This is a genomic window from Pseudoalteromonas sp. MMG005 (assembly GCF_018101015.1).
GTDB classification, from domain to species: Bacteria; Pseudomonadota; Gammaproteobacteria; order Enterobacterales; family Alteromonadaceae; genus Pseudoalteromonas; species Pseudoalteromonas aurantia.
Genome location: NZ_JAGJEK010000011.1, coordinates 127,225 through 140,501, shown reverse-complemented (window position 1 = coordinate 140,501; position 13,277 = coordinate 127,225). Strand labels below are relative to the sequence as shown.

The window sequence follows — 13,277 nt, the reverse complement described above, 5'->3', positions numbered from 1 at the left end:
ATTAATTCGATAATCATAAGCATTGATAAGCTATTAATTATATGATGAAAATAAGAATATCCATGATTGGGCTAGTACTGTACGTTCCCCCTTATATAACGATTCGCTTTACTCTAACGCACTCTGTAACTTCCCCCTGTCAGCATGCTTTATAGCACGCTCATAAATTGTTTCAGATCATTGTGTTCCTTCAGTAAATTTACCAACGGCAAGAACAGGGGCTCCGGCAGTGCATCCATATCAAACCATTGCCATCGCAAGCACTTTGTTGGCTCCATAATATGTGCTTCACCTTGCTCACTTTCACCCAACATAAATAAGGTGACATAATGCTTGTTTTCCAACTTAAAGATATCGTTGGTAAAACCAAGTTTTTTTACTGCTCCCAATACTAAACCAGTCTCTTCATACACTTCACGAGCTGCGCACTGCTCAGGGGTTTCGGTAAAATCTAAATGCCCTCCAGGCGTTGCCCAAGTTTGGGCACCATGCGCACCAATTCGCTTTCCGAGCAATATTTTTCCTTCACGCACAATGATCACGCCAACACCTACCCGAACTTCGTCTTTATTACCCATATTTACCCTAAGCCGTCATTTTCTGCCAATATTAGCAAGCTTTTGTTTCACATTGCTATTATTCTGCTAACCTGCTGAAAAAATGTTGATTTTGGTTGTTTTTTATCAACGAGTAGCGCTAAAATCACGCGTATCATTATGATGATCGGGATTTCGCTTGCTGGTTTGGCCATCAAAACATCGCACAATTAAATTTCCAGCGCAACTTAACCACCACCGACATCCACACCCCATATCTATACGTTCAATGTGAACGCATATTGGTTATTTAGCTTACCGTACAATTCGAGTGACCCTATTCGTTCAAACCCCAATTTAACGAGTAAATTATTGGAGCTGATATTGGTTGGTGAAGTTACAGCCAATACCTTTTCTAACCCATGCTTCATTAACTCATATGTCAATACCGTTTTAGCCGCTTCATACGCATAACCCTTACCCCAAAATCTCGGTAATAATGCATAACCCAAATCGGCATGAGGCAACTCTTCTCGTTTAAGTAACCCACACATACCGATTGGTGTACCGCACTCTTTTAAAGTGACTAAGGTGAGTCCAAAGCCAAACATCTCATAACTTGCCATCGGCCCAGAGCGAAGATACTGATGTGCATCCGCAATCGTGCGCACATTTTTATCCGTAATATTTTTAATAAATGAGTCTTCATTCAATAGCTCAATGATAAAGTCAGCATCATTGAATGAGAAATGCTTCATTAATAACCGCTCACTTTCTATTTTAAACACCTTATTTCCTCTCCTTAAAATCAAGTATAACGAACCCATATACTATAAATAAAAAATACAAGCCCCCTCTCATCTGGATCCTTTATCCTGAGTGGGTTATTCATATTCGGTGAATACGCCCTTTTAGGCGTCGCTATTTACCCTATACCGAATTTACCACAACGTCATCCTCCACTTTTTTAATACCTCCCCCACTTGTCTTCAATCATTTTTCAATTCATATAAACGTTTTGAGCGATGACGTTAAAGCTATTTCATACATAAGCACTAGTAAATTGTGGTTTGAGTGATTAACGTAAGGTATGAATCTGGGCAATTATCATTCAAGCAAAAATAGCATATGACAAAAATATTTTAAATTAACCTACTCCTTACTTTTCGCGAACAATCGCATCACACCACTGAGAGTTTCTTACTTAAGACTCGATGAAACAAAAAACTAATCAATTGAATTTAAAAGAAAATTTTAAATTAGAATAATTATAGACAAAAAAGATATATAAATTAGGCAAGATTATTTTGCATACAGTATACAATTTACGGTATAAAAATTAAGACAATATGACAAGATTGTAAAAATACGAATAAAAATAATGGATGACAGTGCGTAAGCTTGGCAAAAATGTTTGTCATGCGAAGGAATAACAAACTTTACGTTCATATAACCACAACATGTTGATAATAATAATGAATAAAACTATGAAAAAATCGGTTCTAGCAAGTGCGGTACTACTTTCTCTCAGTAGTAACATTACTTTGGCCAACGCCCAATGTGGGGACCCTACTCTGCCTCGCCAAGGTGAAGTAAGCGCCAACCAAACACACTGTATTACGAATTATGGTCACTATTTCTATGTAGAAGTCCCCTATGAGAACAGCCAACTAGTTATCAGCACTTCAGGTGGTACGTACAACGGAATTGATGCAGCAATAAGTCTATATGAGGGTAACCACTGGAGTGGCACTGTCACACAGCGCAGTGACACAGCAGACACAAACACAGAGCAAGTATCAGAAACATCACGAGCAGGAAGACGTTACTTTAAAATCGACGGTAATATTGCGCAAACCACATTAAGAGTCGACATTACTGGAGGAGATATTCCACCTCCACTTGGCGACTACATTATTTACAACACCAATGTCTCCGTTAACTTACCTAACCCGGCTATCAGTTCAAAATCTCAATACGGAAGCATAATTCCCACTATTTTAGCGGCAAAATATGCCGATTTTGAAGCGCTCGCCGGCGCTGAAAATGACCCACTCACTGATGTACTCGAAGCAATTCATTATCTTGCTGATGCCGATGACATTGCCGACCCTGATTTAAACCAACTATTGTATTTCCTTGGGTCATATAAATTTTATGCGCAAGCAATTACCACAACAGAAGCAAGTAATCTAAATACCGCGATGCAAGCCGTTGCAAAAATGACTGCGTTTTTATCACCGACGGGCAGTGTTATCCAAGAAGGCTATGCAAAGGCCATCAATAATTTTCAACGTGGCAATGGCGCAAACCACTTTAAAGACCAGCTTCCCCACATACTGGCCGCAATCCAATATCATTCATTGCAAACAGACCCATTCAAGGCAAACAACGCCAGTGATGCCATGATGGAAATGCTTGGTGCGGTTGCTAATGCCGCAATGTATGGTGATCCGGCTGCGAAAAATGCAATTAATGAGCGGATTTTAGATGTGATGTCTGTTATTCGCTCATTTGCAGTATTAGGTGAAACGGCCATTGATTTGCGTTGGAGTAAAGAGTCTGACCGTAAATGGATTGTGCCACACAGTTATATCGCATTGGGGAAAATTGCCACCATTGCCACTGACGAAGCAAAAGCACGCTTTGACAGTATTGTGCTTGAAACCCATGAAAAGCTCATCGCATGGTTGAGCACTGAAACCATTGAAACTATGACCACTAAAAAGTACCTAGATTCGGCTAAACGACTATGTGAAAGTACCGATCCACTCTTTGGTCATTGTATCGTACCACCAAAAGAGTCTGATATTTTAACTGTGACTCATAAATGCTCTGACTCGGTCACTATTCGAGCACAAAGCACGATCAGCCAGTCAATTCTAAATAAGTCTTGCGCTGAAATGGCTACGCAAGAAACTGAGTTTCATGCATTTTTTAATACCCAAGGCAGCCCGGTTGCTAACGATAAGAACACCACGCTGGAGGTTGTCGTATTCTCAAGCCCAGATGAATATAAAAAATATGCGCCTGAGTTTTTTGATAATGTAGACACAGATAATGGCGGAATATACTTAGAAGGGACACCAGAAAAAGAGGGGAACCAAGCACGATTCCTAGCGATGCAGTGCCCTGATGCTTGGGTCGGTAATTCTTGTCAATATGAAGATCAAATTTACAACCTACGCCACGAATATGTACATTATCTAGATGGCAGGTATGTCAAAGTTGGTGGTTTTAATTATTACAACTACAACGTGTCTTGGTCTGAAGGCATGGCTGAATATTTAGCAAATGGCACTGATATCGCTCGTACATTAAAGTCAATAAAAGGCAAAGTGATCCCGCCCCTTTATAACTTGTTATTCATGGCTTATGGCTATGATGAGTTATACCCATGGAGCTATTTTGCTATGCGTTACTTAGATGAGCAACACAATAGCGATATGCACTTGCTCAAAGATGCATTAAGAAATGGCAGCAAAGAAGGTTACGTAAGTTCTTTAAAAGCAGTTGCGCAGCGCAGCCAAGCGGACTTTGAAGCATTTGTTATGGCCAATTCTGAAGCCATTGCTGCAAAAGCTGAAGTCATACCTAACGCTGGAAAAATCGGTAGCTGTGATCTCACACAGCAATATGTGCGCCCCGTTGACGCAAATAACACCGACTACACGATCACCAACAACACTGATACACCGGTGTCTATTTTCTGGATTGATAATAAAAAAGGCACAGCCAACTTTGCGAAAAACTACAAGACATTAGGTCAAGGTGACACTTATAACGCAACAAATTGGCGAGAATTCGACAGAATCATGTTGTCAGACAATAACCTCAATTGTCTCGGCGTTGCGTCATTGAAGTCGGCGGGTAACACTTTCACAATAAACGCAGATTTAGTAAAAGATGTTGTGCCAGAAACATTGCCGGCCCAGCATACTTTGGGGAGCTGTGAATTAGTTAAACCGCATATTATTGGTGACGAAGCACATCAATTTAGCATTACAAATACCACAGATTACCCTGTTCGATTATTCCGTATAGACAATCTGACTGGCAAGCCTAAATATGAAAGTGCGGCGGATGGTTTTGATTATGGCTATGGCACATTACAAAAAGGACAAAGCTATACGTCTGATATTTGGTATGCCAATCGCAGATTCATGATCACCGATGCACGCTTAAATTGTTTGAGCGTGGGTGTTCTTGATAACCCAACTGGCAACTTTACCATTGATGAAGCGATGGTTGCCAACGCAAAAAGCCCGGAAGTGCTACCAGCAGCGAATCAGTTAGGTTCTTGTGACTTAATGGAAAAACATCTAACAGGTCCATTTGAAGCTGATTTCAAATTCACCAATACCACTGATACCACCGTACGTATCTATCGTGTAGACAACGAAACAGGTGCATTGAGTGACAGCTTTGAGTTTAAAACATTAGCACAAGGTGAAACATACTCAAGTGCCGACTCTTGGAAATGGTTTGGTAATCGACGCGCAGCTATCACCACACCGTCTGGACAGTGTTTAGCCGTTGCCGTCATGAGTGAAGAAAACACCCTCAATGACTACGTGATCACCAATGATATTCTCGATAATGGTAACGGCAATAATAACGATGCCGATGGCGATGGCGTAATCGACTCAGAAGATGCTTTCCCAAATGATCCAACTGAAACAAAAGACACCGATGGTGACGGTTTTGGAGACAACAAAGACGCATTTCCAAGTGATAGCTCAGAGTGGCTCGACAGCGATGGGGATGGCATGGGTGACAATAGTGACCCGTTCCCGAATGATCCTAATAATGGGGCTATTCAAGATTGTGGCGCTGCCACAATTAATTATGGACAATTAACACTTGGCAAAAATGAATGTGTCGCTGGGGGCCGTAACTCATTCTATGTGTGGGTCGCAGCAGATAACACCACACTAACACTGCAAAGCCAAGGTGGTGAAGGTGATGTCGGTATTTACTTCAACGCCGATACTTGGGCTAGTAAGGCCAATGCACAAAATAAATCAGATGAAGCTGGCACAGCACAAAGTCTTGTTGTTACGGCAAATCGTGGCTGGCGCTACATCACCTTGAATACGAACTCTACCTTTAAGGGGGTAACCTTTAGCGTTAAGGCAGAGTGATCTACCCTTAATTACATGTAAGTAACCAATAGGCGCCACCCTACTTGTGGCGCCTATTTTTTCTCCCCCCACCAACAATGGCATAAAATCCTCACTAGTAAAGAGTCAAAAATTAACAAAAAACAAACAAAAAAACGACATGCTGTTTATTTTTTGTTCTTCGCTGCTATTATTCCTAGAGACAACAACATAAAGGAATAAAGTAATGAAAAGAAGACTTTTAATAAGTGCGCTCTCTTCAGCCATCTTTGTGGCTAATACGGCAAGTGCTGCGCAAGTTTCTGCCCAAATAAATTTCCTAAGCTCTCTACTGACAACTGAAGGTGATATTCATGTGGAACTGGTACTAACCAACCATGACAACTCCCCAGTTAAAGTGCTTAAATGGTACACCGCAGCTGATGGCGTACAAGGTAATATATTTAACATTACCCGCGATGGCGAGCCCGTTGAATATACAGGCGCATTGTACAAGCGCACAGCACCGAGTGAAAATGATTACCAAATGCTCAAACCAGGCCAAAGTATTAACTACTCAATCGAACTCTCTTCACTCTATAATTTTGCACTCCCAGGTGAATATCGTGTTCAATATCAGGCAAATTCTTTGCATCTATTTAAAGCGCCAAAAAATGAGCATATGCAGTCATTAAAGAACAATGCGGTACCTTTTGCATATTCAGCTTTGCGCTCTACTGCAATTTCAACTTGGGTTACAGGTGATCCGATAGCAGAAACAGTCGCTGCAAACTCCACTGTGACATACAATACACAAACGCTAGCGACATCTTATACATCGTGTAGTAATAGTCAGAAAAACACCATTAATAGTGCATGGAGCAGTGCCAAAAACATGTCAGCTAGTGCGATTGGTTATTTAAGTAGCCGCAGTACGACACAATTAAAAACGGCACCGAGATACAAAACATGGTTTGGTGATCCATCAATACGCGTGGGTGCTTTTTGGTCACCCAAGGCCCATGAGCGTGTTGAAGAGAATTTTTCAGATATCACAGATGCCATAAAAAATAAGCCGCTTTCATTTGACTGCGGTTGCACCAGCTCAGGGACATTTGCATATGTATACCCAAACCAGCCTTATAAAGTGTATTTTTGTGGTGCATTTTGGAATGCGTCCCGTACTGGCACAGATTCACAAGCAGGGACTATAATTCATGAAGTCAGCCACTTTAATGCGGTTGCAGGAACCGATGACCATGCTTATGGGCACTATGGCGCTAAAAACTTAGCGATTTCAAACGTTAGGAAAGCGATTGAAAACGCCGATAGTTATGAATACTTTGCTGAGAATACTCCGCAGCAAAATTAAATTTAAAGGGGGAGCGTGGCAACACGCTCTTGATTAATATGATGGTGTATCGCTCATTTATCGTTGGATTAGTGTTACTCGCAAGTGGGTGTGATCAGAACATGAAAAATCTCATTGGTTTGGGTTCTAATAGTTCACTCACTTGCACAATTAAGTCAAAAAAGTCAGGGGACAATCAATATTTAGTGACCTTTATATTTACAAATACCACAAACGAACCAGTTCGGTTTCTAAAGTGGCACACGCCTTTTGAAGGCTGGTGGAGTCAATTTTTACATGTCGAGCAAAGTGGTGTCGAGCTACTCTATCAAGGTCCGATGGCAAAACGCGCAAAACCAACGGAGCACGACTATATAGAACTCGCAGCACACGAACATCGTAGCATTACATTAAACCTGCTTAATGCTTACGATGTTGCGTTAGGTAGTCCAACGACCATTACACTGTCCTCTGAGCTTTCCTATCCCGATTCACCAAATATAGATTGCTCCATGATTTTGGTAAGGCAGTGACTTATTCCGAATTGCCGGCTAAATGTTGTAAAAAAGTTAGGCTTTGACGTTCTTTTGCTAAAGGTTCATAAGGTGTTTGTTGCAGGCTATCATAGGCAAATTCTGTAATATCAAACTCTTTTATATCACTCGCACCAAAGATACTCGGTTGGGCTGGGCTAGGTGACATTAACTCAACCACAAACCCGCTCAGTGTCATAGTCTCTATATCTGGATTAAGTACAGACCAATGTGCTGATAGGTCAATACTTTGTTGCCCTTTGCGCAACAGCCCTCTCGTGACCAAATGTGCGATAGGTTCACCTGCGGCATATAAGTTTGCTCTTACTCTGTATAAGCCTGCTTTCTCTACTTGTAGCTTTGCAGGGATACTCATTTTATCATCATCTGGCCGTGCATCACCAAAGCCAACTAACCTCGCACTAGGCGGCATGTATTGTATTTGCGCCACAATTGGGACCTGTTTACGCTTAATTTTAGCATGCGCAACAATTTGTAAATTCCTAGAGTAGCTTTTATCGCCCGAAAATACGATTTTGTCATTGAGTTGCTCACCATAAATCGTACGTTGTGAAAATATCTTTTTTGTCTCTACATCCATCAAACTCACCGCAATATTTTCAATATTATCACCCTCTATCTCTAATTCGATATGGTCAGGGTACACAAATCGATATTTTTCTAAGCGCATTGTCAGTTTATTTCCACTCTCATCAAGGGGGATTGAGAGGGGATAAAACGCATTTGGTTTTAGTCTATCTTCATCAAATCTCGTTAGTGGCTGAGAGTATTGCGGATAGCGTAATGCCGCTTCGTACTGGACAGCCACTTGCTTTGCGGCAAGTTTGATGCTGCCATCAAAATGCGATGTTAATTGTGCCTGACGTTGCTCTGCTTTATTGACAATTTGTACTATCGATTCAGCTGAGCTTTCACGAGTTTGACCATTGTTTGTAGAGACTGTATTACTTTTTGCTTGGCTATCATCGGTAAAAAACCAAAATAGCGATAAAACACATACAGTAACTCCAACGCCTAATTTATAATGTTTCATATTCTGGCACTCTTTATGCGCTTTGCTATGCCATATGCTTCAACAAAGCGCGTGATTTATCAGCTTTAAGGGATTGCGTCATAGATTAATTCGGATGCACTTAGCCTATTGGAGTCCGCTACAAATCGATACTGCTTCTTCCAAAACCAATGACCCGTTGTTTCATCATATGTTTGAAAAGACACCTGCTTACCTCCAACATTGGCAGCGTAATTCGCCACAGTCACCTTCCCCTTGTGGCCTGCATTTCGAATTGAGTTATGACTATAATTGTCTGACATTAACATTGGATAATGATTCGGCATAAACCCTGAAACTCCATTACCTTGATGACCCACCTGACCATCTGATGCAATATGACGGCTACAGCTACTAAAAGAATCTACACGACTTGCGCCACATGAAGAGTGAGATGCAACGACACCGTCATCGCTGCCTTTTAAGAACAACTTCGTGGCACCAAAGAAATCATCTCCATCAGCCACAAATCTAAGCCTGGGTGCTCTATCATCAGGTACAGGCGATATTTTACGCGCATTGTTCACTTTCAAGTCATGAAGTACACCAACCGCTTCTGTTACGTCACTGCCTAACCACCATGTTAATGCTTGATCAATAACAAAGCTCCAAGAGGCTGCACCCGTTAATGCACTCACGGCAATATCAGCAAGCTCACTACCACCACCGGCTCCTGCAATGTCAAATGTTGCTACAATATTGAGAGGCTGTAACCCTGCATTTCTTAACCAATTTGCTTGATTGTCGATAATATAGCGTGCCACCAGATCCCCTGTAGAGTGTGTAACAAGCACACAACCAGAGTCACATAAGTTCGCCTCAGAGAACTGTTTTAATTTTGGCCAAATCCAGTCTGTCGCTATTTTTCCTTCAATTCTTTCATATGACGGCCAGTCAATGCGCTCGTCTGACACTTGCCCCCAATACGACGACCAATAAGATGCCCCATCTGCCTCAACATTAGTCGCAGACGCACTGATCAGTTGTTGTGGTTGTAATCCATGGATTAGGATTGTTTTATATTCTTTGCTCATCACAGAGCAGCTCGTACTCAATGCAATGATAATGCCGCATAAACTGCTTAATGTGATACTGCTTTTATTTTTTTTCATATCAATTCTCAGCTTGTTGTTGTCATTTAAATCTAATATTACCAACACATCAGATGTCAGACCTCAGATCACTAAGGCGGAATTCAGTATTGTGAATAAACGATCAAAATTCAACCAAAAATTAACATTCTAAACAAAAATTATTGAGTTTTGTGGAAAGTAAAGAAGGCACATTAAATTGTTAACATTAAATTCAAAGGGTTAAGAATTTAACCTGTTTGGTGCTTTATTGTGGAGAAGCATAGAAAAACATGTGATCTTTCAATAAATCACTCAATAACTTCAAAACAAGTGAGAAGTAGAATCACAAACACTCAGCATCTTTGCAATTCAGTGATCATTTCAATTGTCATCGTTTTTTCTATTGTAGATAAATCTTCGTTTAAACTTACCTGCCATATCCCAGTGTTCGTCGTCACAGTCCGTTATTTAACCGCATTTTTCGTTTGTTTCAATGCAAAGAGCCTATCGAGTCTCATATGATCAAGCAAATATAAACTCGACACAATTAACTAGGAGCTGCCAGAGAAAGTAGATATTGTTGAAACCATGGCGCTATTCTCATAAAAAAAGCGCCTATCAGGCGCTTTTTTATTAAAACTTATACAAACCCATTACCTAGTCTGCTTTTAGTACAGATGCCAGTCTTTCAACATTTAACGTCTCCACTGCGCCGTTCACATAAGCCGTCAAATATTGTTCAAACGACTCTAAATTACCTTGTAATTTATCATCGAGTAACGCCACCTGCTCTCTCATTCTTTGTGACTTTTGCTCTGTCGGAGAGTCAATATTACTCAATATTTCTAGGCGCAGTAGTAACTGCTCTGCACTTAAAATATGTTTATGCGTTGAAGACCACTGACTTGGGATTTCTGTGCCTTGTTCCAGTGCCGATAACAAAGAAACAAACTTCTCTTTATCTCTTTGAATTTGCTTTTGCGATAAAATCGAATCAACTTTTTTAGCTAAGCTTGCTTTCATTTTACGTACACTTGGTAAGGCATCAAAGGTTTCAACCTGCTCTTTAACAGCTTGAAGCTCACCAACTGACATGGTATCGACAAGTGTATCCGAAATTTGCGCTAACTCAGCTTTCTGTGTTTTCTCTACTTCAACTTGCTGTTGTTTTTGGGCATTAAACTGCTCACTGCGCAAAGAAAATACCGTATCGTTATGCTGCCTAAATGTTTGCCACAAAGTATGCTCTTGTTTTGCACCGGCAAATCCAAGAGTTTGCCATTGCTTTTGTAATGACTTTAGCTCATCGCAAGCTGTAGCTAACTCATCGCTTGACACTAACTCTTGCGCGCGAGTTACTAATTTTTGCTTTGCAGCTGCATTGGCTTGATGAAATGACTTCAACATGCCATTCACACAACTATGCGCATCTCGATATTGCTCATTAAGTGCTTTATACGCTGCACCATCAACGCTACCAGCACTTCGCCAAGCCTTTGCTAGTCGATTAAACTGACTCTCAAAATGACGCCAATCAAAATCTGATGTCTGCGTTGGTGCATTGGTTAGCACGCTCATTTGCTCGATTATTTGCGTTCGTTCAGTTTTTGCGGCTTTACGCTGTACTTCTTGTTCTGCAAAATGTGCACGACACGGTGCAAATAACAATTCAATTTTTTCATCGAATACCGCAGCCTGAGCCTTCTCTTCGTCGGTATCAATTCGACCCAACTCATTCCACCGTGTACGCAGTAACTTAACTTCAGCTGCGCGTTTCTTTGCATCAACATCTGTTTCTTTTAACTTTTCATCAAGCGCAAGTAATAATTCAGCTCGTTTTGGCGTGGCTGCATATTTCTGCCAATCTCTGGCATCCGCCAAAGCAGTTGAAAGAGCGGTATGCACCTTTTCAATACTTTGTTGATTGCGTTCTGTCAATTCAGCATAACTTTCTAAAAAGCCATTAAAAACACCAAAAGCAACGTTGAAACGACCTTGATCTAATAAACGTTGTACGTCTTTTCCTTTACGACGAGCCTGTTTTAAGTGCACTTCTTGCCTATTTACTAATGGCTCCATTGCGGCTTTAAACTCTGTGCTTATCGTCCGTAATTTCTCTGAAGCAACTTGACGAAGCGAATGTGGCAAAGGCTGGAGTGCTTTTTTACAGACATCATACGCAGCTTTTTGTGCAACCAGTTTCGTATCTAACTCCGCTAAGTTGTCTGTTGCTGTAATAGCTGCTAATGCTGTTAATGCATCCTGCATTTCTGAGTTAGCAATCACTAACTCAGGTAAACGAGCCAGTTCTTTTTGTAGCGATTCAATGCGGTTAAACTGTGCAATGAACGCCACATCTGATTGATATTCAGATGTAGCTACGCTGCCTGTTAACTCAAGCACCTTAGCAGATAATTGTACTGATTGCTCTGTATCTAACGCCTGTAATGCATTCGTCAATGTAATATCAAAGGCATCAATATCCGCAGTCAATTCAGCCAATGCCATAGCTTTGTGCTGCTTTGCCAATAAAGCTGTTTGTTCATCATCATACTGAGTTTTTAACGCACTGATATGATGGTTTAGCTTTTCACTAATACGCTTAAACTTATCATCAACTATGCTAATATCTTCTTCACTTAGCCATTTCAATTCAATACTTTGCCATTCACTAAATAAAGCTTTACTCGTCTCATCTACTAATTGATAGCTGGTTTTATCACGCAGTGCATTCAATTTAGCTAATACCATTTTCGTCTGCTGTTCGACTTGCTTTGGCATAACTTTCACTAAGCGCTGCTGTTCTAAATAATCTTGTAAATGTATAAGGGCAGCGCCTTGTGCTACTTTCAAAATTGACTTTTCAAGTTGATATTGTTCAATCAACGGCAGCAGGACCACTTGTAATTCTTCAGAGCCTTCTCTAAAGGCTTTTTCAATTAATTTTGCATTCGCTAAACGCTTCAATAATTTGAATCGTACTTGCAATTCTTTTTCAGCAAATGCCAATTTTTCTAAAAACTTAGCCGGCGCGTAGCGGTCTATGTATTCACTACGAATGTCGTTTGACAATGCGCTATTGCTGTTTAGTACCGCACTGGATATCTGTTGCTCTGCAAGATCTTTTAAATTTTGGTCTTGCTTATATGCCTGCCACCACAAAACTAAGTCGTTAACTTTATGAAGTGCCTTTTTACGGATCTCTGCTGAGCTATCTTCTAATGCAATTGTTTGTAATAAATTGGCATCTTTACCTGTATCCAACTTATCGATTGCGGCTAAACGTATTTCCGTTTTAGGGTGTTTCCATTTGGGCGTAAAAAGGTGTTTAAAGATCATGTTCACTGAACCTAGCTATTTCGTTTTGGGCTTTGAATTCTTGCTGTAACTCGCGTTTAGATTTTTGAACCATTTCACCCTCTGAGTTTATGGTGAATTGTTCGTTGCTCTTCGCAACTTTTGCTTGATACAGCATAACCAGCTGCACCGTTTGCTCTTTCTGTTCTTGCGTTAAAATTGTGCCATCAGGCCACTTTCCTGTTGCTGCGCCATATTGTAAGCGCTCAAATAATTCTGGGGTCAAATTGTTAACTAAGCTATCAATATTCAT

Annotated in this window: 9 protein-coding genes; 3 read left to right on the top strand and 6 right to left on the bottom strand. The window is 40.7% G+C overall.

Annotation, left to right across the window (positions count from 1 at the left end):
* Positions 1-149: 149 nt before the first annotated feature.
* Positions 150-578 carry an NUDIX hydrolase gene (locus J8M01_RS10485; protein WP_211057928.1) on the bottom strand — a complete coding sequence of 143 codons (429 nt, stop codon included), beginning with the start codon at positions 576-578 and terminating at the stop codon, positions 150-152.
* A 236-nt stretch (positions 579-814) separates the two neighbouring features.
* Positions 815-1,324 (bottom strand): GNAT family N-acetyltransferase, encoded by a 510-nt coding sequence (locus tag J8M01_RS10480; protein WP_348772742.1) that lies wholly within the window; start codon positions 1,322-1,324, stop codon positions 815-817.
* Positions 1,325-2,023: 699 nt separating this feature from the next.
* Between J8M01_RS10480 and J8M01_RS10475 the strand changes: the two genes are divergently transcribed.
* The 3 genes from J8M01_RS10475 (at position 2,024) to J8M01_RS10465 (ending at position 7,522) form a co-directional block, all read left to right on the top strand.
* The gene (locus J8M01_RS10475; protein WP_211057927.1) at positions 2,024-5,680 is read left to right on the top strand and encodes a collagenase; all 3,657 of its coding nucleotides are present in this window, start codon (positions 2,024-2,026) and stop codon (positions 5,678-5,680) included.
* 205 nt (positions 5,681-5,885) lie between these two features.
* The gene (locus tag J8M01_RS10470) at positions 5,886-7,010 is read left to right on the top strand and encodes a M35 family metallo-endopeptidase (protein WP_211057926.1); all 1,125 of its coding nucleotides are present in this window, start codon (positions 5,886-5,888) and stop codon (positions 7,008-7,010) included.
* Positions 7,011-7,048: 38 nt separating this feature from the next.
* Positions 7,049-7,522, top strand: a complete 474-nt coding sequence (locus tag J8M01_RS10465; RefSeq protein WP_211057925.1) for a hypothetical protein — start codon at positions 7,049-7,051, stop codon at positions 7,520-7,522.
* A gap of 1 nt (position 7,523) precedes the next feature.
* On the opposite strand, the gene J8M01_RS10460 is transcribed toward J8M01_RS10465, so the two are convergent.
* The 4 genes from J8M01_RS10460 to J8M01_RS10445 all read right to left on the bottom strand — a co-directional run bounded on the left by J8M01_RS10460 (position 7,524) and on the right by J8M01_RS10445 (position 13,277).
* Positions 7,524-8,576 (bottom strand): hypothetical protein, encoded by a 1,053-nt coding sequence (locus tag J8M01_RS10460; protein ID WP_211057924.1) that lies wholly within the window; start codon positions 8,574-8,576, stop codon positions 7,524-7,526.
* Positions 8,577-8,641: 65 nt separating this feature from the next.
* Positions 8,642-9,706 carry a hypothetical protein gene (locus tag J8M01_RS10455; protein WP_211057923.1) on the bottom strand — a complete coding sequence of 355 codons (1,065 nt, stop codon included), beginning with the start codon at positions 9,704-9,706 and terminating at the stop codon, positions 8,642-8,644.
* 618 nt (positions 9,707-10,324) lie between these two features.
* Positions 10,325-13,006: a DUF349 domain-containing protein gene (locus tag J8M01_RS10450; protein WP_211057922.1), complete on the bottom strand. Its 2,682-nt coding sequence runs from the start codon at positions 13,004-13,006 to the stop codon at positions 10,325-10,327.
* Positions 12,996-13,277: a DUF1315 family protein gene (locus J8M01_RS10445; protein WP_192506980.1), complete on the bottom strand. Its 282-nt coding sequence runs from the start codon at positions 13,275-13,277 to the stop codon at positions 12,996-12,998. The genes J8M01_RS10450 and J8M01_RS10445 overlap by 11 nt, the downstream gene beginning before the upstream one ends.